Origin of the sequence: Sphingobacterium sp. WM (genome assembly GCF_029542465.1) — a bacterium.
Lineage (GTDB): Bacteria > Bacteroidota > Bacteroidia > Sphingobacteriales > Sphingobacteriaceae > Sphingobacterium > Sphingobacterium cellulitidis.
In genome coordinates, this window is sequence record NZ_CP120709.1 from 2,884,445 (window position 1) to 2,911,052 (window position 26,608).

General features: G+C 38.0%; 28 protein-coding genes. 17 read left to right on the forward strand and 11 right to left on the reverse strand.

Going from position 1 to position 26,608, the window contains the following annotated elements; translation table 11 throughout:
* Window positions 1-33: 33 nt before the first annotated feature.
* Window positions 34-825 (reverse strand): S1/P1 nuclease, encoded by a 792-nt coding sequence (locus PZ892_RS12355; protein ID WP_094279997.1) that lies wholly within the window; start codon window positions 823-825, stop codon window positions 34-36.
* 9 nt (window positions 826-834) lie between these two features.
* A complete protein-coding gene (locus PZ892_RS12360; RefSeq protein ID WP_094279996.1) occupies window positions 835-1,296 on the reverse strand; it encodes a DUF4268 domain-containing protein in 462 nt (153 codons plus the stop codon).
* Between the two features lie 78 nt (window positions 1,297-1,374).
* Between PZ892_RS12360 and PZ892_RS12365 the strand changes: the two genes are divergently transcribed.
* Window positions 1,375-1,911 (forward strand): lipocalin family protein, encoded by a 537-nt coding sequence (locus PZ892_RS12365; RefSeq protein WP_094256269.1) that lies wholly within the window; start codon window positions 1,375-1,377, stop codon window positions 1,909-1,911.
* On the opposite strand, the gene PZ892_RS12370 is transcribed toward PZ892_RS12365, so the two are convergent.
* The gene (locus PZ892_RS12370; RefSeq protein WP_094255983.1) at window positions 1,908-2,195 is read right to left on the reverse strand and encodes a hypothetical protein; all 288 of its coding nucleotides are present in this window, start codon (window positions 2,193-2,195) and stop codon (window positions 1,908-1,910) included. The two genes, PZ892_RS12365 and PZ892_RS12370, sit on opposite strands and share 4 nt — an antisense overlap.
* A gap of 102 nt (window positions 2,196-2,297) precedes the next feature.
* Window positions 2,298-3,629, reverse strand: coding sequence for an OmpA family protein (locus PZ892_RS12375; RefSeq protein ID WP_277711397.1), 1,332 nt, complete (start codon window positions 3,627-3,629; stop codon window positions 2,298-2,300).
* A 129-nt stretch (window positions 3,630-3,758) separates the two neighbouring features.
* Here PZ892_RS12375 and PZ892_RS12380 point away from each other — a divergent pair, with 129 nt between their 5' ends.
* The gene (locus PZ892_RS12380; protein WP_277711398.1) at window positions 3,759-5,168 is read left to right on the forward strand and encodes an alkaline phosphatase; all 1,410 of its coding nucleotides are present in this window, start codon (window positions 3,759-3,761) and stop codon (window positions 5,166-5,168) included.
* 65 nt (window positions 5,169-5,233) lie between these two features.
* Here the strand turns inward: PZ892_RS12380 and PZ892_RS12385 are convergent, their stop codons facing one another.
* Entirely contained in the window at window positions 5,234-5,632 is a 399-nt protein-coding gene (locus tag PZ892_RS12385; protein ID WP_179221414.1) for a single-stranded DNA-binding protein, read from the reverse strand.
* A 163-nt stretch (window positions 5,633-5,795) separates the two neighbouring features.
* Between PZ892_RS12385 and PZ892_RS12390 the strand changes: the two genes are divergently transcribed.
* A complete protein-coding gene (locus tag PZ892_RS12390; RefSeq protein ID WP_277711399.1) occupies window positions 5,796-6,179 on the forward strand; it encodes a hypothetical protein in 384 nt (127 codons plus the stop codon).
* Window positions 6,180-6,234: 55 nt separating this feature from the next.
* Here the strand turns inward: PZ892_RS12390 and PZ892_RS12395 are convergent, their stop codons facing one another.
* Both PZ892_RS12395 and radC read right to left on the reverse strand, forming a co-directional pair.
* On the reverse strand, window positions 6,235-7,002 hold the full coding sequence (locus PZ892_RS12395) for a pirin family protein (RefSeq protein ID WP_306427034.1): 768 nt from the start codon (window positions 7,000-7,002) through the stop codon (window positions 6,235-6,237).
* Between the two features lie 17 nt (window positions 7,003-7,019).
* On the reverse strand, window positions 7,020-7,709 hold the full coding sequence (gene radC, locus PZ892_RS12400) for a DNA repair protein RadC (protein ID WP_277711400.1): 690 nt from the start codon (window positions 7,707-7,709) through the stop codon (window positions 7,020-7,022).
* 152 nt (window positions 7,710-7,861) lie between these two features.
* Here radC and PZ892_RS12405 point away from each other — a divergent pair, with 152 nt between their 5' ends.
* The 9 genes from PZ892_RS12405 (at window position 7,862) to PZ892_RS12445 (ending at window position 15,237) form a co-directional block, all read left to right on the forward strand.
* Window positions 7,862-8,320: a peptidylprolyl isomerase gene (locus PZ892_RS12405; protein ID WP_094255989.1), complete on the forward strand. Its 459-nt coding sequence runs from the start codon at window positions 7,862-7,864 to the stop codon at window positions 8,318-8,320.
* Between the two features lie 21 nt (window positions 8,321-8,341).
* A complete protein-coding gene (locus tag PZ892_RS12410; RefSeq protein WP_094255990.1) occupies window positions 8,342-8,746 on the forward strand; it encodes a DUF5606 domain-containing protein in 405 nt (134 codons plus the stop codon).
* A 117-nt stretch (window positions 8,747-8,863) separates the two neighbouring features.
* A complete protein-coding gene (locus tag PZ892_RS12415; RefSeq protein ID WP_277711401.1) occupies window positions 8,864-9,952 on the forward strand; it encodes a DUF695 domain-containing protein in 1,089 nt (362 codons plus the stop codon).
* Window positions 9,953-9,957: 5 nt separating this feature from the next.
* Window positions 9,958-10,419: a GNAT family N-acetyltransferase gene (locus PZ892_RS12420; RefSeq protein WP_182499568.1), complete on the forward strand. Its 462-nt coding sequence runs from the start codon at window positions 9,958-9,960 to the stop codon at window positions 10,417-10,419.
* 184 nt (window positions 10,420-10,603) lie between these two features.
* Window positions 10,604-11,197 (forward strand): methyltransferase domain-containing protein, encoded by a 594-nt coding sequence (locus PZ892_RS12425; protein WP_277711402.1) that lies wholly within the window; start codon window positions 10,604-10,606, stop codon window positions 11,195-11,197.
* Window positions 11,190-11,396: a hypothetical protein gene (locus PZ892_RS12430; RefSeq protein ID WP_094255994.1), complete on the forward strand. Its 207-nt coding sequence runs from the start codon at window positions 11,190-11,192 to the stop codon at window positions 11,394-11,396. The genes PZ892_RS12425 and PZ892_RS12430 overlap by 8 nt, the downstream gene beginning before the upstream one ends.
* A 133-nt stretch (window positions 11,397-11,529) precedes the next feature.
* Entirely contained in the window at window positions 11,530-11,916 is a 387-nt protein-coding gene (locus PZ892_RS12435) for a hypothetical protein (protein WP_141202056.1), read from the forward strand.
* A gap of 79 nt (window positions 11,917-11,995) precedes the next feature.
* Window positions 11,996-12,850 (forward strand): DUF3347 domain-containing protein, encoded by an 855-nt coding sequence (locus PZ892_RS12440; RefSeq protein WP_094279988.1) that lies wholly within the window; start codon window positions 11,996-11,998, stop codon window positions 12,848-12,850.
* 32 nt (window positions 12,851-12,882) lie between these two features.
* The gene (locus tag PZ892_RS12445; RefSeq protein ID WP_277711403.1) at window positions 12,883-15,237 is read left to right on the forward strand and encodes a multicopper oxidase domain-containing protein; all 2,355 of its coding nucleotides are present in this window, start codon (window positions 12,883-12,885) and stop codon (window positions 15,235-15,237) included.
* Window positions 15,238-15,289: 52 nt separating this feature from the next.
* Here the strand turns inward: PZ892_RS12445 and PZ892_RS12450 are convergent, their stop codons facing one another.
* Together PZ892_RS12450 and PZ892_RS12455 are read right to left on the reverse strand one after the other, a co-directional pair.
* Entirely contained in the window at window positions 15,290-16,159 is an 870-nt protein-coding gene (locus PZ892_RS12450) for a pirin family protein (protein WP_277711404.1), read from the reverse strand.
* Window positions 16,160-16,314: 155 nt separating this feature from the next.
* Window positions 16,315-16,761, reverse strand: coding sequence for a DoxX family protein (locus tag PZ892_RS12455; RefSeq protein WP_094255997.1), 447 nt, complete (start codon window positions 16,759-16,761; stop codon window positions 16,315-16,317).
* Window positions 16,762-16,993: 232 nt separating this feature from the next.
* On the opposite strand from PZ892_RS12455, the gene PZ892_RS12460 reads away from it, so the two are divergent.
* From PZ892_RS12460 to PZ892_RS12475, 4 genes are read left to right on the forward strand one after another with little or no spacing between them, the layout of a single operon-like run.
* Window positions 16,994-17,782, forward strand: coding sequence for an N-formylglutamate amidohydrolase (locus tag PZ892_RS12460; RefSeq protein ID WP_277711405.1), 789 nt, complete (start codon window positions 16,994-16,996; stop codon window positions 17,780-17,782).
* Window positions 17,766-19,601, forward strand: coding sequence for a tyrosine/phenylalanine carboxypeptidase domain-containing protein (locus PZ892_RS12465; protein WP_277711406.1), 1,836 nt, complete (start codon window positions 17,766-17,768; stop codon window positions 19,599-19,601). Before PZ892_RS12460 ends, PZ892_RS12465 begins: the two co-directional genes overlap by 17 nt.
* A gap of 23 nt (window positions 19,602-19,624) precedes the next feature.
* Window positions 19,625-20,632 carry a glutathione synthetase gene (locus tag PZ892_RS12470; RefSeq protein WP_094256000.1) on the forward strand — a complete coding sequence of 336 codons (1,008 nt, stop codon included), beginning with the start codon at window positions 19,625-19,627 and terminating at the stop codon, window positions 20,630-20,632.
* A 2-nt stretch (window positions 20,633-20,634) separates the two neighbouring features.
* On the forward strand, window positions 20,635-21,753 hold the full coding sequence (locus tag PZ892_RS12475) for a DUF4185 domain-containing protein (RefSeq protein WP_277711407.1): 1,119 nt from the start codon (window positions 20,635-20,637) through the stop codon (window positions 21,751-21,753).
* On the opposite strand, the gene PZ892_RS12480 is transcribed toward PZ892_RS12475, so the two are convergent.
* Entirely contained in the window at window positions 21,754-22,728 is a 975-nt protein-coding gene (locus PZ892_RS12480; RefSeq protein WP_182499561.1) for a YihY/virulence factor BrkB family protein, read from the reverse strand.
* Between the two features lie 129 nt (window positions 22,729-22,857).
* On the opposite strand from PZ892_RS12480, the gene PZ892_RS12485 reads away from it, so the two are divergent.
* Window positions 22,858-23,022 carry a hypothetical protein gene (locus tag PZ892_RS12485; protein ID WP_169715147.1) on the forward strand — a complete coding sequence of 55 codons (165 nt, stop codon included), beginning with the start codon at window positions 22,858-22,860 and terminating at the stop codon, window positions 23,020-23,022.
* A gap of 405 nt (window positions 23,023-23,427) precedes the next feature.
* Here PZ892_RS12485 and PZ892_RS12490 read toward each other — a convergent pair whose 3' ends face one another.
* Window positions 23,428-26,598, reverse strand: coding sequence for an efflux RND transporter permease subunit (locus tag PZ892_RS12490; protein WP_277711408.1), 3,171 nt, complete (start codon window positions 26,596-26,598; stop codon window positions 23,428-23,430).
* Window positions 26,599-26,608 lie beyond the last annotated feature (10 nt).

A 26,608-nucleotide genomic window follows, 5' to 3' on the forward strand; every position in this document is an offset into this window, starting at 1 on the left:
AATGGGGCTGTTTTAAGAACAGCCCCATTTTGTTTACCCAAACACTTCATTTAATTCTTTGGCGAGTCTCAATCCCGCTTTCAGGAGCGCTTGTTCCATTGGATCCTTAAAGCGAAAGATATAATCGTATGATAGTTTATTATCCTTTGCCACATCATCATAGATAACATTGGCCAGTTGATGTGATTCATACAACCAATCTTCGAAGGTTGAATTTGTATATTGTTTATAGAAATATTTCTCATAATCCAATACGCGTGCATATTCCGTATAAGACCATTTCTCATTATCAACCAGGTCAGAATCCCATACTCTGTGAATATTAGATCCACGGCCAAAGAAAGTAACCGCAATTTTGTTTCCACCAAGGTCTTCGGCCCTACTGACATGCATGGGTTGATGCGCATCACCTAACAAGTGCACCATAAAATAAAAAGCTTGTTTTCTTTGTTCAATAGAAAGGTTTTTATCAGCCACTTCTTTTTTTACTCTTTGGTAGGCTTTATATAAATTTTGTTCTGGAGAGTTTTGCAGTTCCACGAGGAATTGCTCATGGGTCAGGTTTCCAGGTGTATTCAAGAAATGCCAAGTTCCTGTTTTCAAAAGGACAGAATCCGGGGAAGACTTAATAAAATCTGCCCAATTGGACCAGTAGGCAATCTTTTGATGGCCGATTAATTTTTGGATGTTTCGTTTCGCTTTTCTGGTTAAATGTTGTTCGGCAATTTCTGAGATTACGCGATGTCCGGTCATTCCCCAAGCAAATACCGAATGAGCTTGTGTGATCAGCATAAAAAATACTAGAATTCTTCCTACTAGTTTCATAGTTCCTATTTATTTAAAAAGTTCAAATCCATATTGAGCATTGGACCAAAAACTATCCAAAGCAATAATTCTTGGTTTAAAAAATGAAATTAAATCCGGCCAATCCTCCTTTTTGAATACACTCAACCCTCTGATTTCGGTATAGATCCGCGCAGTAGGCTTACCGTAATCATCATAAAAAGAGTCGTCCCAAATCCATTCCTCCTCAAGTTCAGCATGGAGGACCTGTGCATATTCTTTAAATTGTTCAAAAAGTAAAGCCCTGATTCCGGCGTCAGGATTGGCGATTTCAATTCCTATTTGGGCCACTTTATTGGTCGCTTCCATTCTGAAAAAGAGAAAACGGATTCCTGTTTTATAATTCACCCATGTTACTTTCTCCCCATCAGCATTTGGAATCGGCGACATATATTGCCCGAAACTGGTCCAAAAGGACTCCTTGATTTTCTTTGCTTCTTCTCTTGAATACAATTCTTTAATTTTATGCAAAACTAGGAATCTCCTTAAACATTTATGAAGTTTAACCTGTTTTCCTATAAAATAATTACGATGGACAAGAAAAAAACCTTAATAACATTAACTGCTGTCGCATTGGGTTCAGTGATTTACAATTATCTACGACCAATAAAATCCAATGCTGAGGTTATTGAAAACTTTGATTTGAGCCGGTATTTAGGCAAATGGTATGAAATTGCGCGTTTAGATTTCATTTGGGAAAAGGACCTTAAGAATGTGACTGCAGATTACAGTCTAAATGATGATGGTTCCATCTTGGTGAAGAACCAAGGGGTTAATGTGAATACTGGAAAAGCAAAAACCAGTATTGGAAAAGCAAAATATGCAGGGGATGTCAATGAAGGGAAATTAAAGGTTTCCTTTTTTGGACCTTTCTATTCTGGATATAATATTGTTCAGATAGGTGAAGACTATGAGGATGCGTTGGTTTTCGGCGATAATCTGGATTATATGTGGATTTTATCCCGCAATAAAACCATCAGTGCAGAGAAAGAAATTGCTTATCTACGCTATGCCGAGGATTGTGGTTATGATACCTCGAAATTAAAATGGACGATTCAAGAAGGCTAGCTATTAAATACAGGCTGTATTAATGCGTAATTGAGGGTGGGATCTTGTTGAATTGCTTCGGCAATTTCTTGTTGATCCTCCGGAGTGATGATGTTTCCCAATCCGGCATTAAAAAGACGGACCAGGGTTAGGGCTCCATCTTTTTTATTGGGTAGAGTCAGCAAGGAGCTTCCAACATAGAAATTAAGAATGGAAATTGCATATTCTCCAAACAGATCAAAATCGAAAGTCTTCCCTTTTGATTTAACATCTTTGAAGAATTTCTCAAAATCTCCTTCAATCATTTCTATTTGTGACTTTGTAAGCATTCGGCAAAAATAGCATTCCAAAGAGAATAAAAAAAGCAGTCCAACCAGGTTGGACTGCTTTTTCTAATTTTCAATATATTATTTTCTTACACTGACTGCTACTCTTCTATCTGTTACACGATCAGATTCCGGAGCATCAGCAGGGAATTTTGCGAATTGGGATCCATAGCCTTCGGTTGCCATGACACGATTTCCTACCCCTTTTGCTTCAAATGCATTTTTTACTGCGATTGCACGATCATTAGATAATTTTTTATTGATCGCTTCATCCCCTGTTTTATCGGTATAACCGCCTAATTTAATTTTGGCATCCGGAAATGCATTTAGGATTGCTACCAAGTTGTCCACTTGTACCTGACTTTCAGGCAAGATATTAGCAGTTCCCGTGGCAAAGTTTAGGTTGTCAAAATCAAACCAACGATCTTTTAATTCTTCATCCGATAAGCTTTTGTAATCAGAATTCAGGAATTGGACCAGTTGATCCTCAATACCACCCTTATAGGCATTGATCACGGTATCATTAGGTAAAGTTACCATAATACTTTCGCGAACAATTTCAGTTCCAATTGCCGTATCTTGGCTGACGACCGAATCGGTAATCAAGGAATCCACATGGGCATCAGAAACCGGTGCTTCTTCCCTATTACAGCCTTTACCGAAGAAAAACCACAATAATAACAAGATAATTGGGATAAGAATCCACCAAAGTCCAGCACCTTTTTTACGTTCTTCGTCTGCTGGTGGTAAAGCAGCAGGTGGATCATCACGACGCACATTCGAAGTTGGAATAATTGGATCTTCTACTAAAACATCTCTTGCGGGATCCACGATAGGATCGACTGGAGCCACATGAGGCTCTTCCGGTACGATGGTTGGTCCTTTTGGTTCTTCACCAAGGATATTCAGAGGTAATCCTGCAGGCAAAGCTTTAAGGAAATTAGCTCTGTTATTGTTAAGATCGGCTTCAATTGAGGTTGTATCCCAACGTTCACCATTACTAGTCAAGGCACCGATTACCGCAGGGATACCTGCCGAAAATAGGCGGATCAGACTATTGGTATTCAATCCGAGAAAGTTAGCCGTATTGGGGATCACTTGATCAAAAGCATTCCCGAAAAGGGAACTCAGCAAAGATCTGGTCGTATCACCATCTTGAGGCACTTCCTGTACAGGTGGAGAGAATCTCAATACATCTGAAAAGTTAAATCCAGAAAAAGTAGACTTTAAAGTTTCAAGTAGATTTCCTAATCCGTGGCCGGATTTGCGTTGAAAACCTAAGAATAAAGAAGGAATTACGGTTTCAATTCCTCTTTTAGCTTGTTCGGGAGAAATATTCTCCTCGGAAGCTAGGGTACTATACGTATGCTCATTAAAATAACTTTGAGCAAGTTGTAATAAATTGTTTTCCATAACCTGAGTTTATAAGTACAATGAAAAAAACAAACTATGTAACATTTTGTTTGCATACCCTTGTTTTTATCAATTAACATTATCTTAATATGAGAACCTTAATTTTGTGAATAAACTAATCCGTTTGGTATGAACATTAAATATTTCAATTTATTATTAGCTTTCTTTTTATTAATAGGGACGGCATTTGGACAGAAGCAACCGAAATACATCTTCTTTATGATTGGTGATGGCATGGGCTTAAATCAAGTTCAGGCGGCAGAGGTCTATAAGAGCTCATTGTCGAATAAGAACAGTGTCTCACCTACTGTATTCAGTCAATTTCCTTATGCAACCTTTGCGACTTCACATTCCTTATCTCATGGCGTAACGGATTCTGGTGCTGGCGGTACCGCTTTAGCTGTTGGGTATAAGACTAAGAATGGTGTTATAGCAATGGACAGTGCAGGTGTTAAACCTTATAAAAGTATTGCCTATTTAGCGAAGGAAAAAGGGATGAAAGTAGGTATTACTACTTCCGTAAGTATCGACCATGCTACTCCGGCTTCTTTTTTTGCCAATCAGCCAGACCGCGATATGTATTATGAAATCGGTTTGGATATCATTAAGTCCAAATTTGACTTCTTTGCAGGATCAGGATTTTTAAAACCAACTACGAATGCTAAGAAAGAAGAAGTAGCATCGATTTTTCCACAATTAGAAAAAGCAGGTTACCGTTTATTATACGGGTTGGATGATTATAAAAAAGCGAATAAATCTGAGAAATTGATTTTAATGAATAATAAAGGAACTGATCCAGTTTCATTAAAATATGCGATTGACCAAAAGCCAGGCGACTTAAATTTAGCTGAAATCACTTCCGCAGCTATTGAGAGTTTGAGTCAAGGAAATCAAGGTTTTTTCTTAATGGTTGAAGGTGGAAAAATTGATTGGGCATGTCACTCAAATGATGGTGCTACAGCAGTTCAGGAAGTTTGGGACTTCAATAATGCTGTACAAAAAGCTTATGAATTCTACCAAAAACATCCGGAAGAAACATTGATTATTGTAACTGCGGACCACGAAACTGGTGGAATTGGAGTTGGAAATGGTAGTTCGACTTTACGATTGAAAAATCTTGAAAACCAAAAGTTATCTCAAGAGAGCTTATCAGCATTGATCAATGATTTCCGTAAAAAGAATGAAAGTGCTACTTGGGATCAACTAAAAGGGTTTTTAGGTGAACACTTAGGTTTATGGAAAACGATCAAGGTAGGTGAAGATGATGAAAAAGCGATCCACGAAGCTTATGAAAAAAGTTTTATTGAGCATAAAAATGAAACGAGCAAGAGTTTATATGCTACCAATGACAAAATTGCTTCATTAGCTATCAAAGCTATCAACAAAGCATCTTCCTTGAGCTGGGCATCAGGAAGCCATTCAGCAGCATATATTCCGGTTTATGCAATCGGTGTTGGAGCCGAGCAATTCCATCAAAAAATGGATAATGTGGATATTCCACGTACGGTATCTAAAATTGCAGGATGGCAACATCCATAAGGAAATATAAACAAGATAAAAACAGGGAATTGTGAGCTCACAATTCCCTGTTTTTTTATACCATATTAATCATTTTCGATCATATTCAGCTCCTTCTCTTCTATGCTATCCTCATCAAGCACTTTGTTTTTCATTCCCATTGATTCCATTAGGAACATCATTTTATTGGCTCGGATTTCACAAAACTCTTTTTGAACCCCGGTATTTCCTTCATAGGAGTTATAGAAAATGGTTCCTTGAATTAACCAGAGACTACCTTTTTTACCTTTTTTCTGTAATTGTTTAGTTAGATTCCCCCAGACAGCAATTCGATGCCATTGACTTTTTTCATAGGTTTCGCCATTCTTTTTGACGACATATTCATTGGTGACCAATCGAATAAAACAATAGGGATTACCATTACTACTGATTTTGATTTCTGGTTCATGTCCTAACCTTCCTAATAGTTGTACTGAATTTTTCATTGCGTTCATGATTATTTCATTTATTGATACATATTTTCTTATTATTCAATTATCTTAGCTAAGTAACTGAGACAAAGGTGCGGTTGAAAAGGAGAAACATTCGTATATCAATCAATTAGAGTCGACTGTAGTCGTTTTTAAATGGTAATAATCACTTAGAAAAATGGATCATAGAAACTGTAAAGAATGCGAACAACCGATAAAAGGTCGAACGGACAAAAGATTTTGCAATGATAACTGTCGGAATGCATTTAATAATCGGGAGAACAGTAAGGAGTATAATATTCTTAAAAAAGTCAATACGCAACTTCGCAAGAATAGAAAAATCTTGAGCAAGTTATTGGCGGAGGAGAAAATGATTAAGATTAGCAAGACCAAATTGTTAGGGGAAGGATTTTCTATGGTCTATCATACCCATCGGATATTGACGACGAAAGGACAACAGTATATTTTCTGTTATGAATATGGATATTTAGAAATCGGACAGGACTATATCTTGATCGTCAAGAGTAAGGAGAAGAAACGGGAAATTTTTGGGTTAGTTTAATCTAAGCAGGAAAATACGGGTATGTGAATTCCTGCCTAGTAAACATTTTATATTCTTATACTGGAACTTCCATTAAGAGGAATTCAGCTTTTGTATCGGCTTTAATATTCACATGTTTTGCGCCGACGATTCCTAAGCCATCTCGTGTTTCCATTTTTTGACCTTCTACATCGAGGTCTCCATTGATCACAAAAATATAAAGACCATTTTCAGGATTTTTCAGGACATATTCACGATTAAATCCAGCATCAAAATCAGCGATATGAAACCAAGCATCTTGATGGATCCAAATTCCGGCATCCTCAGGATCCGGTGATAGAATCTGCAGAAAATTATTCTTTGCAGCATCAAAATCAATGGTTTGTTGATCGTAACGTGGATCTACATTTTGTTTATTCGGGATAATCCAAATCTGCAAGAACTTTACGGGATCTTTTTCACTGTTATTATATTCACTATGTTCGATTCCAGTACCGGCACTCATCATTTGGATATCACCTTTTTTGATGACCGAGCCTGTCCCCATGCTGTCGTTATGTGCTAATTCTCCTTCCAATGGAATAGAAATAATCTCCATATTACTATGAGGATGTTTTCCGAAGCCCATTCCTGGAGCGACGTAATCATCGTTTAATACTCTCAATGCGCCGAAATTCATTCTTTCGGCGTTCATATAGCCGCCGAAACTAAAGGTATGGTTGGATTTCAACCATCCATGGTCTGCTTTTCCACGGGAGTCTGCTGGGTGATAAAAAAATTTTGCCATGATATTCTCTTCTTTTAATAATAACACAAAGGTGGCGGATTCGGTTTTGTTACACATTGATATAGGATAAGAAATCAATTGAATAAACCTTCATCTCGGAAACTGAAATAACTTTGATCCGTAATAATTAGGTGGTCATGCATATGGATATCCATTAATTTAGCTGCTGCCAGGATCTTTTTTGTCAAAGTTTTATCGGCTTCACTAGGTTTTAATGTTCCGGAGGGATGATTATGGGCTAAAATTATGGAATTAGCCTTATTCATTAGGGCATGTCTTAGGATCACGCGAATATCTACAGGTGTAAAATCATTACCACCGCGACCGATTAGTTGTCTATCGAGAACCTTACAGCTCGTATTCAGATAAATCACCCAGAATTCTTCATGACTCAAATCTTCAAGGACATGTTTTAAATATTCATAGGCTTTTTTGCTAGAATTTAGGACTGGTTTTTCGGGACTTGTAGTTTCTTGTCTTCGACGTCCCAATTCTAAAGCAGCGATGATGGTTATAGCTTTAGCCTCTCCTATTCCTTTAAATTGACATAATTCATTGATTTCTAATTTACTGAGATTAAAAAGGTCATGATTAACAGTGCCAAGCATTCTTTTAGCGAGTTCTACTGCGGTTTCATTTTTAGAACCGGAACCTATTAAAATGGCGATTAGTTCAGCATCTGTAACAGACCGACGTCCCTGTTCTAACAGTTTTTCGCGAGGTCTATCAGATTCTGCCCAATCACGAATAACCAATTTTTGCATAATATGTAATTTTTTGAGTTTGTATTTCTTAAAAATAAATATTTCAACGCTAATAGTTGTTAATATTACCTGTACCAACAAATAAATAGGGGCTTTAGAATTTAGACAGAAGTCTTATCTTTGTAGGCTATTACAATTTAAGGACACAAATAATGAGCAAAGCGATTATTAAAACAGAAAAGGGCGACATGACTGTGCAATTTTATACAGAAGATGCTCCAAATACAGTAGCGAACTTTATTAAGTTAGCTAAATCAGGATATTATGATGGATTAAGTTTTCACCGTGTTATTCCTGATTTTGTCATTCAAGGAGGTTGCCCAAATACGCGTGAAGGAGCGACAGGAATGCCTGGAACAGGTGGACCAGGATATAAGATTGATTGTGAATTAGATGGCAACAATCAACATCATGATCGTGGGGTATTATCGATGGCACATGCAGGGAGAAATACAGGCGGATCACAATTTTTCATTTGCCATAGTCGCAACAATACCGCACACTTAGACCGCAACCATACCTGTTTCGGAAAAGTTATCGAGAATGTAGATGTCGTTGATGATATCCGTCAAGGTGACCGTATTTTAGGTGTAGAAATAATAGAAGATTAATTCTTATTTAAGAAATAGAAAATGAATTTAAGAGGATTAGTGTCAGTTACTGGCAAGCCGGGATTATTTAAATTAATTGGTCAAAACAAGGGTGGATTTGTCCTTGAGTCATTGGATGCTGCCAAAGTTAAATCGGTAGTAAATTTATCGACTACGAAAATGGCAACTTTGGAAGATATTACCATTTATGGTGAAGACGAAGAAATCCGTTTGATTGATGTATTGGAAACCATCAAAACCAATGGTGGCAACACTCCTGATGTGAAGGCTGATGGCAATACGTTACGTGAGTATTTTAGAGAGGTAGCGCCTAATCATGATGAGGCAAGAGTTTATTCCTCAGATATCAAAAAAATCATTAGCTGGTACAACATTATCAAAGAACTTCCATTATTTGAAGAGGAAGCTCCTGAACCGCTAGCTTAATTTATACGAATTTTATAAAAACCTATCCTAGATATTTTTTAGGATAGGTTTTTTTATATCCTTATATTTAAGAAATGGAGAAAAACAATCTCCAATTTTTTAAAAATATTATTTTATATGAGCAGTAAGGATACTTTATTTTCAGCGCCTACAGACCAAGATTATCAAGCCTTTTGGGATTGGTTTCAAACACGATCACAAGAGTTTTATGACGTTATTAAATCAGGAAAGAACGTGGAGGAGGATTTCATTCAACAATTTGCCCCTGTGTTGGATAAAATGGAACCGCGTGTATTTTTTTTAGTAGGTATAGATCAGGATAAAGATGCGGAGCTCGTTTTTACACCAGATGGAATCATCAAGAATGTTATCTGGGCGGAGAAGCTAGTTCAATCATCTCCAAAACTTGCAGGTTGGAAATTTAGAGCACTCAAACCAGAATCCAATAACGAAGATTTTGCCATTCGGATGCATGATCTGCAATTCGATAAATCCAACATTAAATTCTACCCGATCCTTCATGCCAATTATCCGGATAAAATAGATCTGATGTTTGTTTATGACTCCTATCACGAGGAGTCAAGAGAAGAAATCCTAAGTGGAATCTTTATTTTCTTGGATAATTATTTAGGGGAAGAGACCATGATCCAAATCATTGATAAAATTGATGTTCGTGGACCACAAAATTTGCAGGAAGAATTAATCCAGGCCGATAAATTATTGGATTATCTACATTGGCGTGAAAAGGAATTTGTTGAGAAATATCAGGATGTAAGGCATAATTCCGATGACGATCGATTTTCTGGTTTTGAAGGTTGTTTAGAAAACGGGAAACCTATATTATCAACGATCAACACTTCGGTATTAAATTGGGATTACAAAGCTTCACACCCCTGGATATTGGTGGTGATGAACGCTTATCATTCAGATAGTGAATCAGGATTTCCAAATCCGGACACCTATGATCATATCGCGGAATTTGAGGAGGAGCTTGAAAAGACTTTACCTAGTGCCGAGGGCTATATTTTCCTAGGTTCCGAGACTGTGGATGGTCTTCGTGAAACCTTTATTGCCTGTAGGGAGTTCAGAAATGTCAGCATGGTTATGGAAAAATTAATCCCTAAGTATCAGGATCGGTTGGAATTGAGTTATGATTTTTATAAGGATAAATATTGGCAAACTTTTGAAAGATATCGGATAGTTTAAAGTTTATGAATAAGCAAGGTATTTTGATACGTCCCTATCAAAAATCAGATTTTAAGGAAGTCATGAGGGTTTTCGAGACGAATGTTCCTGAATTTTTCGCTGAATCCGAGGGTGAGGATTTAATCCATTACTTGAATCATGAAATTGAGGATTACTTTATTTTGATCCAGGAGAATCGGATTATTGGTGCTGGTGGAATAAATTACGATGATGATCAGATCACCGCTCGATTGAGTTGGGATTTTCTGGATAAAGAAATTCAGCATCAAGGTGCTGGAAGATTGTTAACGGAACATCGCATCCGATATGTAAAGCAAAATATGGCTATTCAACGGTTAATTGTAAGAACCTCGCAATTTGCAGAAGGTTTTTATCAAAAATTGGGCTTTAAGGTCAAGGAGAGGACAGCAGATTATTGGGCTCAGGGTTTTGATTTAGTTTTTATGGAATATCCGGCATTACGATAATCATACATCCGATAAAACAACTTGTTTATTCGTTCTATTCCTTGAATTTTTGCTGTTTTCCAGGACAATTAAGTTCAATTTGGCTTTGTAACAAAAGATACCGAGCATCAGGAAATTAATCTTCAATTTTGTGTTATTCCATTCAAGCTAAAAGGGATAACAAACACTAAAATATTAACATACGATGGAAACATCTTTGGATCAAGATTTTTGGAATCAGCGTTGGGAGAACCAACAAACTGGTTGGGATATAGGCTACGCCTCTACCCCTATTGTTACCTTCATGAATGAATACCATAATAAAGATGCTCGGATTTTGATTCCGGGATGTGGGAATGCGCATGAAGCGGCCTACTTGTTGGAAAATGGGTTTACAAACTTGACTGTAATTGATATTGCCCCGATGGCGGTAGACCAATTAAAAGATAAGTTTAAGGATAAACCTGAGATCAGCGTTATTTTGGGTGATTTTTTCGATCATCAAGGTGAGTATGATCTTATGCTAGAACAGACCTTTTTCTGTGCATTAGAGCCAAAGTTAAGGTCTGAATATGTCAAAAAATCAAATTCGTTATTGGCAGAAGGAGGAGAAATTGTGGGGGTATTATTTGGGGTTGAGTTTGAAAAGTCAGGTCCACCATTTGGAGGAACGAAAGAAGAATATCGACCGTTGTTTACCCCTTATTTTGAAATAGAAAAAATGGAGCCATGCTATAATAGTATCGGCCCAAGAATGGGAACAGAATTATTTATTAAACTGGAGAGAAAAAATGGATAAGGTAAAAATTTATTTATCTCAATGGAGTGTGATGCGGATTTTACGCTTGGTAATGGGTATTATCATTATTATTCAGGGAGTAAAATCAGAGATGTGGTTGATTGCGGGTTTGGGGGTATTATTTACGATCTTACCGCTATTGAATATGGGCTGTTCAGCAAATGGTTCATGCCAGGTTCCACCTCGAGAACGAAGATAAAAATCTTCAAAATTAATTAGCAAGGTATAATTAATAATAGTTAATGTGTCCGGCTCAGGTTTTACAACCTGGGCCTTCTTTTTGGACATCTTTTTTTCATTCTAAAAATTTTGCATAGCTTTGTAAATATCACATGATGACGAAGATAGTTTCCATAATCTGTTTCACACTCTTAGCCTTGTTCAGCCCAAAGCTTACTTTTGCGTGCAATGAACATCAGGAGGAAGTGAAGTCAGAAGTTAGTTGCGAAACAAAGGATCATCATGCTGAAAATGAACACAGCTGTTGTGAAAAGGAAAATACAGAGCCCACATCCAAACATCAGGAAAGTAAAAGCTCTTGTACGGATTCCAATTGTTGTTGTCCGATGATGGCCAATACAAGCTGTTGTTTCTATTCCAACCCAAGTTTTGAGTTTCATTTCAACAATCCAATTTTTAAGGAGAAAATATCTACCCTTTTGGTTTTCCAAGAAACCTCTGGATATTCTTCAATTTTCATCCCGCCCAAAATAGCTTAATTACTTCCATTTGTACCATTAGGTAATTTATTCTGGTTAGCCATTGGCTATCCAAGCTATTTAAATTAAAAAATAAAAGATGAAAAAGATATCCTTAATCTTAGGCCTTATCCTTGGCTTAGGAATCAATGCTAGTATAGCACAAATCAAGAATGCAAAAACAGTTTCAGTTGCGGTTAATGGAAACTGTGGCATGTGTAAGAAGACCATAGAAACCAGTGGATCTGAGAAAAACATATCCAAGGTCAGTTGGGATGCCAAACAAAAACAGGCTGAAATCACCTTTGATTCTACAAAAACCAGTGAATCTGCTGTATTGAAAAAAATAGCTCAGTCAGGTTATGATAATGCACAATTCAGAGCTCCGGATGATATTTATGAAAAGTTACATGAATGTTGCCTTTATGATAGAAGCCATGAAGTAGCAAAAGGCGGTCCACAGCATGAGATGAATTCCAATGAGAAGCCACATGAACCAGGTTCTAAAAATGAGCATGCCCAACAACAGAAAGGTTTAACTTCTGTGTTTGCTTCTTACTTGGAACTGAAAGATGCTTTAATAACGAGTAATCAAAAAAACAGTGCTTTGGCAGCAGGTCAATTGAGTCAATCGATCAAAAAAGTGGACATGAATTCATTGGCAGAAGCTGAGCATGTTCAGTGGATGAAGTTGAAAGGAAATTTAGAAAAATCGGCAAATCAAATCGCGAAAGACACAAAACTCGAAGGTCAGAGAAATACCTTTACTGAACTTTCCGACCAAATCTATACGTTAGCAAAAACATCAGGATCAGCAGAAGGCTTATTCTGGCAATTTTGTCCAATGGCCAACAACAATAAAGGCGCTTATTGGTTAAGTAAAGAAGAAGCGATAAAAAACCCATACTACGGATCAAAAATGATGAGTTGCGGCGAGGTTAAAGAAAAACTCTAACCGATCTAAACAGACTTAATAATTTTTAACGTATGATGAAAATGAAAGCACGAAATAAATACCTTTTACTTATCACCTTTATATTTTGCTCATCCCTGGCCTTGGGCCAAAAAATCGTGCGCTATGATTTAAATGTAACGGATAGTATCGTAAATTTTGCTGATAAGAATCGTCGGGCGGTCGCTGTAAATGGGATGATTCCTATGCCTACACTTACATTTACCGAAGGAGATACTGCAGAAATACATGTTCATAATAAACTCAAGGAAGGAACTTCCTTGCATTGGCATGGGGTTTATTTACCGAATAAGGAGGATGGTGTTCCTTTTCTGACTCAAATGCCCATAGAACCGAACAGCACGTTTGTATATCGGTTTCCTATCATTCAGAATGGTACGCATTGGTATCATAGTCATTCGGGAATGCAGGAGCAGATTGGGATGTATGGCGCCATGATCCTCAAGAAAAGGCCGAATGATCCAACCTTTAGAAAGGGCATTGATGATCTTCCGGAAATACCGGTGGTCTTGAGTGAATGGACCAATTTGAATCCAGACAATGTACATCGGATGCTTCATAATGCCAATGATTGGTTTGCCATCAAAAAGAATGCAACGCAAAGTTATGCTGAAGCCATCAAAGCTGGACATTTTAAAACAAAGTTGACCAATGAGTGGAAGCGGATGCTTGCCATGGATGTCAGCGATGTATATTATGATCGATTTTTACTGAATGGAAGTTCTGAGGAGACCTATTCACAGTTCAAGGCTGGTGACAAGGTAAGACTAAGAGTCATCAATGCAGGGGCATCTTCCTATTTCTGGTTAACATATGCCGGTGGGAAGATAACGGTTGTTGCCAATGACGGAAATGACGTGGAGCCTGTTGAATTGGACCGTCTGATAGTAGGCGTTTCAGAAACCTATGATGTCATCGTTACGATTCCTGAGGATGGTTTTTCCTATGAATTTATGGCAACCCCAGAGGATCGGACCAATCAGGTTTCCATGTATTTGGGTTCAGGTGTCAAGCAATTAGTCAGTCCATTACCAAAGCTGAAATACTTTGAAGGAATGAAGATGATGAATGACATGATGAAAATGAATGGTGATCTGGATGACATGGGCATGAAAATGAGTCTACAGAAGATGGATATGAATACCGTGATGTATCCGGAAATTCAAAATCAATCGCATCAGCATGATTCCATGAATCATGAAGAACATTCAAAATCTTCAACGGATACTACAAAGGAACATTCAGCACATCAGAATAATCATACAGAGCATCAAATGGATCATTCTTCGGAGAACATGGATCATGACATGGCAAACATGAAAGACATGAACCATGGCGAACATGGAAGTTCTGATCTTGTGACTTTGAATTATACGATGTTACGATCCCCTACAAAAACTACGCTGCCTGCAGATGCCAAAGTCAGGGAAATGAAGTTTGAACTGACGGGAAACATGAACAGGTATGTTTGGAGTATGGATAACAAGGTTCTTGCGGAGAGTGATAAAATCTTGATCAAAGAAGGCGAAGTCTTACGGATCATTTTATACAACAATTCCATGATGCGACATCCTATGCATCTTCATGGACATGATTTCAGAGTGATCAATGGTCAGGGGGATTATGCTCCACTGAAAAATGTATTGGATATTATGCCGATGGAGACAGATACCATTGAGTTTCTATCGAATGTAGAAGGTGATTGGTTTTTCCATTGCCATATTTTATACCATATGATGGCCGGAATGAATCGGGTTTTCAGTACAGAAGACCAAGCTCCCAACCCTTATCTTCCGAATAAAGCATGGGCATATCGCGAATTACAAAAGGAAAGTAATATGAAGCATTTTATGATTCAGAATGATTTCGCGACGAATGGTAATGATGGGGAACTGATGTTGCATAATACCCGCTATAGCCTTACCACAGAATGGCGATTGGGCTATAGTGATATGCATGGATATGAGGTTGAAACGCATTTAGGGCGCTATATTGGAAAAATGCAATGGTTTATGCCATTTATCGGCTTTGATTATCGGTATAGGCGAATGGATAAGCATGGACCCGAGAAAAACATCTTTGGTCAGAAAAACAGCAAGAATGAACGTGCTTTATTATCGGCAGGTTTCACTTATTTGCTACCTATGCTGGTCAGATTTCAGGCAGAGGTTTATCATGACGGAAATGTGCGATTGCAGTTAATGCGGGAGGATATTCCAGTAACAAAAAGATTAAGAGCTGGTGTTATGGTAAATTCAGATTTAGAGTATATGGGTGATTTACGGTATATATTGACTAAGAATCTTGGAATTCGAACTCATTATGATTCGGATATGGGGTTTGGTGTTGGTTTATCTGTAAATTATTAATTGTAAAACAGGGGTTGAATCATGAATTCAACCCCTGTTTTTTTAGAAGGGATTAATCTTCGAGAAATCCGAATTTGCCGGTTTGGAAATCCCGGAAGGCTTGTTTTATTTCTGCCTCTGTATTCATTACAAAGGGTCCATAAGCTGCAATTGGTTCATTGATGGGTTCAGCACTCAATACCAAGATCAATGCATCTTCCAATGCTTCAACCTTAATTTTTTCACCCTTATTTTCGAACAAGACAAAATGATCGGTTGCGACCTCTTGTCCATTTACCTTTACAGATCCTTCCAAGATCAGCAATCCGGTATTATAGGACTCAGGGAATTCAAATTCAGCTTTTCCATCAGTTTTCAATTTGGCATTGAATAAGTTGACCGGAGTAAAGGTGCTGGCGGCACCTTTTGTGCCTTGATATTCACCTGCTACTACTTCAACATATCCCAAACCATCTGCAAGTTGGACTTTAGGGATCGATTTATTCTCTAAAGCCTGATATTTCGGATCGGACATTTTATGAGCGGCAGGTAAGTTTACCCATAATTGAACCATTTGGAATTCACCACCTTCCTTACTCCATTCCGATTCATGAAATTCCTTATGAAGAACACCAGAAGCTGCGGTCATCCATTGTACATCACCTTCTCCGATTATTCCACCACCACCACTACTATCAGCATGCTCAACCCTACCTTTATAAGCCAGAGTTACGGTTTCAAAACCACGGTGCGGGTGTACCCCTACTCCTTTTGGAATTGAACTGGCCGGAAAGTTGTATTTCGAATTATAATCAAATACAATAAATGGGTCCATCCGCTGCATTGGTATGGCAGAAGGAATAAAACTATGTACTCTAAAACCATCGCCTACGAAATGAGGCATGCCAGGTTTTATTATCTTTTCAATTTGTTTTTCTTTCATGGTATTTTCCTAAATAGAATACAAAAATACCCCTTAATTAAGGATAAAGTATTGATCTATGGTAATAAGTGCATCATATTTAGGCAAATAAATAAGGCCTTGCAAGCAAGGCCTTTCCAAATAATACTTAGAAGTCTTCAAAGGTATTTCACCTTTTAAATTTGTCTTTTATAACCTGGCTTATCCATTTCTTTGTCGAGGGACATAGGTCCTGAGCCGACAATCAAGAAATAAATAAGGAGTAAAAGTACCACTAGGGACAACCAAAATTCGGAATTCAGAAAACTGAACCCATTGGTAATATTCACAAAGAATACAGCTCCGATAAGGATTGGAATTTGTATAGCCACAGCCAGTCGAGTACATAATCCCAATGCGATGAAAATCCCTCCTACCAGGTGGGCAAACACCACATAATGAACAGCACTCCAAATGGATAATTGAAAATGAGTTTTTTCAATCAATGTGGCTACAGAGTCACGATCCATAATAAAGCTTATTCCTTTTGCAAAGATCAGAATTCCAAGAACTATCCTGACGAAGTCAATCCATCTCGGATGATGTGCATCTCCCCAATGTTCAATGCGTTGAATTAGGTTCATAACAACCTCCTTTTAACTGGTTATACAAAGACAACGTATAATAAGGTCTTGATATTATGGGTTTTAAATATTTTTTTCGAATTGTTACAGTTAGTTACACAAATCTCTGGAAATATTGATATATGACCGAATTTCCTTGATCCTATTAGAAGTTCCAATTACCATAATATTACTGTCCTGACATTCAAACTAATTTCTTTAATCATTGTTGATAAAGGTAGAAAGGAAGAAAATGTCAAAGTTTACAAAGTATTTCATCAAAAAGATAGACAGTCCGTTTTGGTCATTTGCGATCCACGATGGTCAGCAAATCGATCCGCTTATTGATCCTTATATCAAGCTCGGTGAAGATGAAAGGCTTCGGGAAGAAGATCCATTTACGGCGGTAATGGCTGAACTTCCAACAAATCAATTTATTGTAGGTTCTTCGCGATTTCAACTTGACTTAAATCGGACATTAGCAGATTCAGTATACTTAAGACCAGAACAAGCATGGGGACTAGAGGTTTGGAAAGACAGTTTACCTGAAAATATTGTTACAGAATTGCATCTGGATCATAAAAATATCTATTCAGAAATTGAGGAGTTAATTCAGGAAACCATAGATCGATTCGGGTATTTTATCGTCTATGATATCCATAGCTATAATGCCAAAAGAAATGGTCCTGATGAGGTAATTGATTTGCAAAAAAATCCTCAGATAAATTTAGGTACCGCCTACGTGGATCCGAAATGGGCTCCTCTAATAAAACAATTAATTGAATTTATTAAAAAAGAAAGCTTGTATGACGAACCGATTGATATTCAAGAAAATATTAAATTTAAGGGAGGATATTTATCGCAGTTTTTAAATAAAAAATTTGGGGATTACGGTTGTGTCCTATCCTTTGAATTCCGCAAGGATTTTATGGATGAATGGACAGGAGCGCCAGACCTAAATCGAGTTGTATCCTGTAAACAATTATTAATGAATTCAATCACGGTTTTAACAACGTACTTTAAAAATGTTAGAGGAAAATAGCAAAATCCTTACCCGAATATTAAACGCGATCAATAAGCGTAATCCAATTCACTATCAAGTTCCAAATGTTGGGAAATTCATTTTCAACAAGATTGTGCCTTATATTTTTATTTATAGGGTTCCAAGTTCGGATAAGCGGGATAAAATGTTGGTTGATTTAGCTAAGACGGAGAATGCAAGTATCGTTTGTAAATCACAGGACTTTAATCTGGAGGAATGGATTAAACCAATTGCACAGAAATTAGCGGAAGAGTTTGGGGCTTGTTTATTGGTTGAGGCGTGGATTGGTGAACCTATGCAAAAGGAAGATATTCTGATCCATGTTGGTCAAAAGGATATTTTGCCCCTTGCGGAGTATTTTCAAAAGAATATCAACAAGGAAGCGCGGGAAATCAGTACGGCTATTGCTAAGGATTTGAATATCCCTCAACCCAAAGACCTTGGAGCCCTTTTTAGTAAAAAAGAACTCCAGAACCGACAAATCCTTTATATGGGTTTAGCAATTAAACAAAGTTATATTGAGGAAGAGGACTTGGTATTACCCATCTTAATGCGGCTATATCGCGAAACCTTAGCGAAGTCCTTATCCAGACTTTTCTTTGAATTCCTGAGGGTCTATACGCATTTGAACGCTACGGCACAGAAGCTTAATTTTCATCAGGAGCTTACCCCGCTCATGATTGATATTGACAATGCCTTGGCTCAAGAGAGCAAAAAGTTTGATTTTCTTTTGATGGTTACTCCGTTAAATGCGCATGAGGCTTGGTTGCAGTTTAAGAAGGATAAATTCTGGAAAACGCCAAAATTCCTATACCGACCGATGCACATTGATCCGGATTTGGTCAAGCGAAGATTATATAACCTGCGGATTGAAGATATTTATGATCCTACCATGGCATATATCTTCAGGGATAAGCGGACAGAATTGGATTCGATGGTCAGTATGATTGCTGACCGCGGCAAGGATGATTTTTTACATGGGAGTTTACAAGTCTTTGGTAACGTCTCGGAGAAGCTTTATAAAAGCGCCATGGCGATATTAATGGTAACTGAACCTGAAGAACCCATCAAAAAGAGTGATGATTACATCAATGCCTTTGAATTTGCGAAACTAGCCAGAGATGAGATAAAATTTCTACAGCGTCAAAATCAAGAATTCAACAGTCCTGTCCGGGTTCGGGAGGATATTTCTGGGGTGATGGTCAACCGTGGGGTACTTAATATCAGCAAGGAATATAAATTGACTCGTAAAAGAGCAGAAGCCTTGATACAACATGAAATCGGTACGCATGTGGTGACCTATTTCAATGGTAGGGAGCAGCCCTTGAGTATTTTTAGTCTTGGTGTTCCAGGATATGAGGAGCTGCAGGAAGGCCTGGCTGTTTTGGCCGAATATATTGTCGGTGGATTAAACAATGATCGTTTGAGAACCATTGCAGCACGCGTCATAGCAGTTCAGAATATGTTACTCGGCAATTCTTTCATTGATACCTTCAACATGTTGGTGGAGCAATACAGCTTTCAACAAGAAACAGCATTTCAAATCGTGATGCGGGTTTATCGTGGTGGTGGATTGACAAAGGATGCCCTCTATTTAAAAGGCATCATGGAATTGCTCAATTACCTGAAAGATGGTAACAATGTACATCTGTTGATGATGGGGAAAATCAGAAAAGATTATCTCCCGATTATCAAGGACCTTTTACAGAAAGAGATTTTAATTCCACCAGCAGTGACACCGCGGTATTTATTCCCTGAATTTAGTGCTCAATGGAAGGATGTCAAACGAAAAGGAAGCATTTTTAAACTAATACAATAAGAGAAAATATTTTAGAAAAATATATGAAAATCGCAATTTTAATCAACCAGTCCCATAAAGAAGAGGAGAAATTTACAACGACTATACTTGCTTTGAAAGCTTTGGAACGAGGTCACACCGTCCTGTATATCGGACTTGCAGATTTTGTTTACGAGGATGAACAAACAATATTAGCACATTGCCGGATAATCAGTCCGGAACTGGGATTAACCAAAGGTTCAGATTTTGTCAATCACTTAAAAGATGCTGAGAAAACATTGGTTGATTTAAACGAGATTGATATTTTATGGTTGCGATTTGATCCGACCTTAGATATGATAAACCGTCCTTGGGCTGCCGCAGCAGGTATACAGTTCGCTCAAATAGTTAAGAGAAATGGCAGATTGGTCATTAATGATCCTGATTATTTGGTTCAGGCAAACAACAAATTGTATCTGGAAAATTTCCCTAAATCGGTTCGTCCAAAAACATTAGTTACTAGAAATCATAATGATGTCCTTCGGTTTTTGGAGGAACAACAGGATAAAATCATTTTAAAACCTTTGAAAGGATCAGGAGGCAAGAATGTCTTTATGATCGATTATAAGGATAGGCAGAATCTAAAACAAACTGTTGAAGCAATTTCTAGAGACGGCTATGTGATTGCTCAAGAATATTTACCCGAGGCTAAGAAGGGAGATATTCGATTTTTTATGATGGGTGGAGAGCCATTGATCGTGGATGGGAAATATGCTGCAGTTCGTCGAGTGCAAAAAGAGGATGAAATCAGAAGTAATATCCATCAGGGTGCAAAACCTGAGGTTGCGATTATTGACGACAATATCCTTCAGTTGGTGAATCAGGTATCCCAACAGTTGAAGGATGACAATATGTATCTTGTCGGTCTGGATATCGTTGGGGATAAGATCATGGAGGTGAATGTATTTAGTCCAGGAGCCTTATATCATGCAAGCAAACTACAGGAAAGAGATTTTGCAAATGCTATCATTGTAGATTTAGAAAATAGAGTAAAAGAGTTTTATCATCAATAAAAGTGAAAACCATTGTTGCCATTCTTCTATTGGCCATAGCTTCCCCCTATTGTGGTTATAGTCAGCGACCAGTGGAGACCAAGATTTTAGGTTTTGATTCCGTAAAGCTAGATCCTAGTTTTACGGACTTGCTGTTGCCCGAAAACCCGACAGGAATATCTGGTTCTGATGGATGTATTTCGATAGATCTGGGTAAAGGAAAATCAATATTCCTGTGGGGAGATTCTTTTCTTGGTCCTATTAAGGATAATATCAGGCAATCGCCTTCAAAATTTATTCTTGGAAATACCGCAACGCTATACTCAAAGGACAGCATTCAAAGTTTGTATGGCGGAGACTTCAATCAGCCTCGATCATTCATAGATGTAGAAACTTCAGAACAGGGAAAATATTGGTATTGGCCAGGAGATGGCTTCCTCTTTAAAGGACAGCTATTATTATTCATGGCTAAATACAGTAAGAAAGCTAATGAAAAAGGACCTTTTGCTTTTCAATATGAAGGTTGTGACTTCCTGAGCTTAAATCCAAAAACCTTTGAGTTGATGCATCGGGCATCTTTTATTTCTGGGGATAACCCCATCCATTATGGACATGCCGTCATACAACAAGGGAAATATATTTACATCTATGGTTCTAAGGTAGATCATAAAAATTTTCATTCAGAACTGCATGTCATGCGGGCACAAATCAAGAATAGGGAGTTGATAGCCCAGGAATATTGGGCTGGGGAGAAATGGGAAAAAGATGCTGCCAAGAGTAAAGCGATTGCAGGGGTTCATAGCATGGTTTCAGAACAGTTCAGTGTGCGTAAGCTGGATGGTAAGATCGTATTGCTGAATCAAGATCGTTATCATGTTCCCGGAAAGATATACAGTTATATTGCTGATGACTTTCAGGGACCTTTTAAGAATGAAAAACTACTTTATCAAATCGATGAGCCCGAGTTAAAACAGGACAGTTTATTTACTTACAATGCCATGTTTCATCCTCAGATCAGTAAGGATAATAAAATATTAGTGAGCTACAATGTCAATACCTTTAGCGAACGATTATGGTGGAAAAAAGCCTCCGTTTATCGCCCAAGATTTATTTGGCTGGATAAAAAATCCATCTTGAACTAATTATTTTTCAATGACCTTTTCTTCCTCCGTTAGAGGTGCTGGAGGGATTTCACTAACATTTCGTTCAATTTCCTTTAATTCTACATGTACGGCATATTCCGAAGGTTCTATGCTTATTCCATGAAAGGTTGCAAATTCGCGGGTAAAGATGGCGCCGAAGTAAAGAATGGCTGCGGTATAATATACCCACAGAAGAATCAATACAATGGAAGCTGCTGCGCCGTAGGTAGACTCTGTATCGGAAGACTGCAAGTAAAAGCCAATTCCGAATCGTCCTATCGCAAACAGAATGGAGGTAAAGAATGCTCCCGCCTTTACCGGTCGCCATCCTATGGTAACATCAGGAAGCACCTTAAAGATCACGGAAAATAGAATAAAGGTAATTCCAAAAGTTAGTCCGAAATTAATAGCATCCATGACATAAACCGTCATATCCGGAAAGAACCTGAGTAAGCGATCTGTTAAGGTCAGGATAATCCCATTGACCACCAGCGTCACTACCAATAAGAATCCTAATCCAATAATCAGGGAAGAGGATAAAAGGCGGTCCATTAACATTTTCAACCATCCTTTTTTAGGTTTCGCCTTGACATGCCAGATCTTATTAATCGAGTTCTGCATATCACCGAAGACTGTCGTAGCACCGATAATCAGGGTAATAATACTGACTATCATCGCTAAGTTAGACTTTCCTGATAAGCTTAGGTTCTTGATTACATCCTGGATTTGACGAGCAGCCGTAAGCCCCACCAATTCATTTAATTCAGAAAATAATTTTCCTTTAATAGCATCTTCTCCATAGAAGATACCGGCCAAGGAAATCATTAATACCAAAATGGGACCGAGTGAAAAGATAGTATAATAAGCTAGTGATGCACTGTATTTCATACTGTCTTCATTCATAAATCCCATGACAGTATTCTTTAAAATTTGAAAAGTATCCTTAATAAATCCTTTGCTTTGCTGTTTTTCCATAAATAAATTTTGGTCCCTACCATTTAAGAAACATCCGATAAAATAAAATGTTTGAAGTACCATTCAACATTTATTCCGAACATTCCTTGATTCAAGGTGTTTTTTAAATGAAACATAAAATCAAAAGCTATGAGTAAACAGAAAGAAGTAAAACAGGAAGAATTGGAAAAGGATAAAGTTGATAAGCCAAGGGAAGACAATGAGAAGGTGCAATCAGATACTGGGAAGCGTCCGGAACATGATACAAATCCCCTTCCCCCGAACCCGAATAAAGTTGATGATCATGATTCATGATTAAAAGTAAATGGCCAGAATTTAGAGAAATTCCGGCCATAAAATTAATAGTTAGTGTGTGATATTTTTATTGTAATACAATCAATTTATGTTATCAAATTTTGAACGTTTTGTTCGGTTAATTTGATTGATACCAATTACGGGAAAAATCACGAGAACATGATATAAATTTTAAAAAAGTAAATGATTTACGACTGATATCGACCATACAAATCATTGTTAATACTGCTTAAAAGCATATTTTTCCATAAAATAAATAGATGTTTAACCAACCAATTTTTCATAAATTTCCATTGATTTTAAGGAAAAATTAGCGAAATATCATTTTGGAATTACAAGAAAAAATCAAAAAAGGCCTGGAAAAAATCCCAGGCCTTTAGTATTTAGAAAATTAATTGTTCTAGATTAGTTATGCTTCACTTCCATTTCGTCAACATAATGTTCATTCGGAACATAATCAGCTTCCATCATTGTTGCATAATCCGTTTTTTCTTTCTTACCCCAGCGGCGACCGAATCCATCGAAGATGGAATATACTACCGGTACAACTACCAAGGTCAATAATAAGGATGACAATAATCCTCCGATAATTACGATTGCCAAACCTCTGTTAGTATCAGCACCATCACCCGTTGCTAAGGCAATTGGAATCATACCGAATACCATCGCAATGGTTGTCATCAAGATTGGACGAAGACGAGCGTGGTTGGCAGCAACCAAAGCGTCATGCGTACTATCACCATGTTCTTTTCTATGGTTAGCAAAGTCAACTAGTAAGATCGCATTCTTCGCAACCAAACCAATCAACATGATAATACCCAAGATGGTAAAGATGTTCAATGTTTGGTTTGTCAATGCCAATAGTAACAAGGCTCCGATAAAGGATAGTGGAATTGAGAACAAGACCACAAATGGAGTCGAGAAACTATCATACAAAGCCACCATTACTAAATACACCAATAAGATTGAAGCGATAAGGGCAACTCCTAAAGTACCGAAACCTTCGGTTTGACTCTCCATGTTACCACCCCACACATATACAACCCCAGGCTTACGTTCTAATTTAGAGAATCCTTCTTCCCATTCAGCAGCAACAGTACCCATTGGGCGACCTACCACCGAACCTTGGACAGAAACTGCAGGAGATTTATCACGACGTTCCAATAAGGTTGGTCCTGATCCATATCCTACGGTTGCAAATTGATCCAATGAAATCGTAGCACCTTGATTATTGATAAACTTCAAGTTTCTAACATCATTGATATTTGCTCTTCCGCTCTCCGCGAAACGAATATTGATATCATACTCGTTATCACCAGCACGGAATTTATTATCTGTATTTCCGGAGAATGCAGTTTGCATGGTCATACCCACCGTCGCTACATTCAATCCAAGGAAAGTCATCTTATCACGGTCCACTTGAACACGAATCTCTGGGTTACCATCTTCAGAAGTTAATTTTACTCCTGTAGCACCAGGGATATTACGTAAGATTTCTTCCGCTTTGATAGCGAACTCACGCGCATCTTCCAAATCTGAACCCATTACAGTCAATTTCAAAGGTGCTTGCTCCGCTCCCATTAAACCCATATTTACAGCTGTAACTTTGGAACCGATTAATTTATTCTCCAACTCACGTTTCAAACGAGCAGAATAAACCTTCGAGCTTTCTGTATAAGTATCTTTTAGGATCACGTGAATCTCAGACTTATAGCGTGAACCTGCAGTAGACATCACCCCATCTGAGGATTGACCTACCGTGGTAATGATACTTTCCACTTCTGGTTTAGACTCGATAATCGATTCTGCTTTTTGCGTCAAGAAGTTGGTTTTCTCTAAGGAAGCATCTTTCTCCAATTCTAACTGGATCATGAACTCACCTTTATCCGAAGCTGGGAAAAAGTCGGTACCAATATATCCAAGACCTACCAAAGTGAATGAGCCAAAGAACAATACCAAGGCAATAAAAAGGGTTGCCAATTTGGTTTTCCAGTTTTTCAAACACCATTCTAGGATACCAGTAATCCAATGGGTGAAAGCTGTCAATCCTGCTTCAAAACCATGTACAATCTTACCAATAAAGGAATTAGGGTTAATATGCTCTAATTTTCCGAAACGTGAATACAACCAAGGCACCACTGTAAAGGAAACCAATAGGGATAATAAAGTTGAAATAATTACCGTCACACAGAACTGTGCAAGGATGTTAGCCACTAAACCTGTTGACATCGCAATAGGTAAGAATACTACCACGATAACCAAGGTAATCGCCGATACGGTAAATCCAATTTCTTTTGCACCATCATAAGCTGCACGAACCTTATTCTTACCCATCTCCATATGGCGGTGGATATTTTCAATTACAACGATCGCATCATCGACCAAGATACCAACCACTAGAGAAAGACCTAACAAGGACATCAAGTTCAAGGTATAGCCCATCAATAACAGACCGATAAAGGTTGCAACCAGGGATAATGGAATCGCAATCATGGTGATAGCCGCATTTCTCAAACTATGCAAGAAGAACAACATGATAAAACCTACCAAGGCAATCGCGATCATTAAATCGTGGATTACGTTGTCTGCTGCATTCAAGGTATAATCCGTTGAATCGTTCGCAACCCTAATTTGGATATTATCTGTTTTATAATCTGTCTGTACCGTTTCAATCGTTTCTTTCACCAATTTGGATACCTCTACCGCATTTGCATCCGACTGTTTGAACACCTGTAATAGAATGGTATTCTTACGATCTAAGCGTGCAATTTTCTCGATTTCCTTAATACCATCCTGAACATCAGCAACATCTCTTAAGAAGATAGTCACTCCAGTTGGGGTAGTGATTGGCAAGTTTCTCAACTCTTCAACATCCACAACCTTACCAGCCAAACGGATGGTTGTTCTCGATTCACGAGTACTTACGTTTCCTGTAGGGAAATCTAGATTGGATTGTGCAATAACACTTTGGATCTGAGAGATTGAAACTCCATAGCCTTCTGCTTTCTCAGGGTCTACAGAAACTTGGATCTCACGCTCTTCACCACCGACCATGTCTACTTTTGCAACCCCAGAGATACGCGCAAAGATTGGTTGTATCTTGTTGTCCAACAGGTCGTACAATTCTTTCTCCGATTGGTTGGATGTCACAGCCAAACTCATGATGGCGATATCATCCAAGGAGAACTTATTCAATGATGGAGCCTCAACGTCATCAGGGAGGTCATTTAAGACCGCATTGATTTTCCGCTGGGCATCCGTGAGCAGGAAGTTGACATCCGCTCCGTCATTCAGGGTAATCATTACAATCGAAACGTTCTCCAAAGAGGTTGATTCCAATTTCTTAATATTTTCCAAGGAGGATACGGCATCCTCTATTTTCTTGGTTACAGTACTTTCTACCTCGGAAGGTGAAGCACCTGGATACACTGTTTGAATGGTAATTACGTTTACCTCAAACTTTGGTATCAGCTCATAACCCAATTGGGTGTATGAGAATATCCCGCCTAAAGTCAATAGTATAAACAATACTATGATCAGACTCGGACGTTTTATCGATATTTCAGTAATCTTCATTTTATGAGTT

Bases quoted from the DNA above. Each gene is read 5' to 3' on its own strand.
- PZ892_RS12355 (WP_094279997.1), bottom strand. From the start codon at position 825: ATGAAACTAGTAGGAAGAATTCTAGTATTTTTTATGCTGATCACACAA.
- PZ892_RS12365 (WP_094256269.1), top strand. From the start codon at position 1,375: ATGGACAAGAAAAAAACCTTAATAACATTAACTGCTGTCGCATTGGGT.
- PZ892_RS12370 (WP_094255983.1), bottom strand. From the start codon at position 2,195: ATGATTGAAGGAGATTTTGAGAAATTCTTCAAAGATGTTAAATCAAAA.
- PZ892_RS12375 (WP_277711397.1), bottom strand. From the start codon at position 3,629: ATGGAAAACAATTTATTACAACTTGCTCAAAGTTATTTTAATGAGCAT.
- PZ892_RS12380 (WP_277711398.1), top strand. From the start codon at position 3,759: ATGAACATTAAATATTTCAATTTATTATTAGCTTTCTTTTTATTAATA.
- PZ892_RS12385 (WP_179221414.1), bottom strand. From the start codon at position 5,632: ATGAAAAATTCAGTACAACTATTAGGAAGGTTAGGACATGAACCAGAA.
- PZ892_RS12390 (WP_277711399.1), top strand. From the start codon at position 5,796: ATGGATCATAGAAACTGTAAAGAATGCGAACAACCGATAAAAGGTCGA.
- PZ892_RS12395 (WP_306427034.1), bottom strand. From the start codon at position 7,002: ATGTGTAACAAAACCGAATCCGCCACCTTTGTGTTATTATTAAAAGAA.
- radC (WP_277711400.1), bottom strand. From the start codon at position 7,709: ATGCAAAAATTGGTTATTCGTGATTGGGCAGAATCTGATAGACCTCGC.
- PZ892_RS12405 (WP_094255989.1), top strand. From the start codon at position 7,862: ATGAGCAAAGCGATTATTAAAACAGAAAAGGGCGACATGACTGTGCAA.
- PZ892_RS12410 (WP_094255990.1), top strand. From the start codon at position 8,342: ATGAATTTAAGAGGATTAGTGTCAGTTACTGGCAAGCCGGGATTATTT.
- PZ892_RS12415 (WP_277711401.1), top strand. From the start codon at position 8,864: ATGAGCAGTAAGGATACTTTATTTTCAGCGCCTACAGACCAAGATTAT.
- PZ892_RS12420 (WP_182499568.1), top strand. From the start codon at position 9,958: ATGAATAAGCAAGGTATTTTGATACGTCCCTATCAAAAATCAGATTTT.
- PZ892_RS12425 (WP_277711402.1), top strand. From the start codon at position 10,604: ATGGAAACATCTTTGGATCAAGATTTTTGGAATCAGCGTTGGGAGAAC.
- PZ892_RS12430 (WP_094255994.1), top strand. From the start codon at position 11,190: ATGGATAAGGTAAAAATTTATTTATCTCAATGGAGTGTGATGCGGATT.
- PZ892_RS12435 (WP_141202056.1), top strand. From the start codon at position 11,530: ATGATGACGAAGATAGTTTCCATAATCTGTTTCACACTCTTAGCCTTG.
- PZ892_RS12440 (WP_094279988.1), top strand. From the start codon at position 11,996: ATGAAAAAGATATCCTTAATCTTAGGCCTTATCCTTGGCTTAGGAATC.
- PZ892_RS12445 (WP_277711403.1), top strand. From the start codon at position 12,883: ATGATGAAAATGAAAGCACGAAATAAATACCTTTTACTTATCACCTTT.
- PZ892_RS12450 (WP_277711404.1), bottom strand. From the start codon at position 16,159: ATGAAAGAAAAACAAATTGAAAAGATAATAAAACCTGGCATGCCTCAT.
- PZ892_RS12455 (WP_094255997.1), bottom strand. From the start codon at position 16,761: ATGAACCTAATTCAACGCATTGAACATTGGGGAGATGCACATCATCCG.
- PZ892_RS12460 (WP_277711405.1), top strand. From the start codon at position 16,994: ATGTCAAAGTTTACAAAGTATTTCATCAAAAAGATAGACAGTCCGTTT.
- PZ892_RS12465 (WP_277711406.1), top strand. From the start codon at position 17,766: ATGTTAGAGGAAAATAGCAAAATCCTTACCCGAATATTAAACGCGATC.
- PZ892_RS12470 (WP_094256000.1), top strand. From the start codon at position 19,625: ATGAAAATCGCAATTTTAATCAACCAGTCCCATAAAGAAGAGGAGAAA.
- PZ892_RS12480 (WP_182499561.1), bottom strand. From the start codon at position 22,728: ATGGAAAAACAGCAAAGCAAAGGATTTATTAAGGATACTTTTCAAATT.
- PZ892_RS12485 (WP_169715147.1), top strand. From the start codon at position 22,858: ATGAGTAAACAGAAAGAAGTAAAACAGGAAGAATTGGAAAAGGATAAA.
- PZ892_RS12490 (WP_277711408.1), bottom strand. From the start codon at position 26,598: ATGAAGATTACTGAAATATCGATAAAACGTCCGAGTCTGATCATAGTA.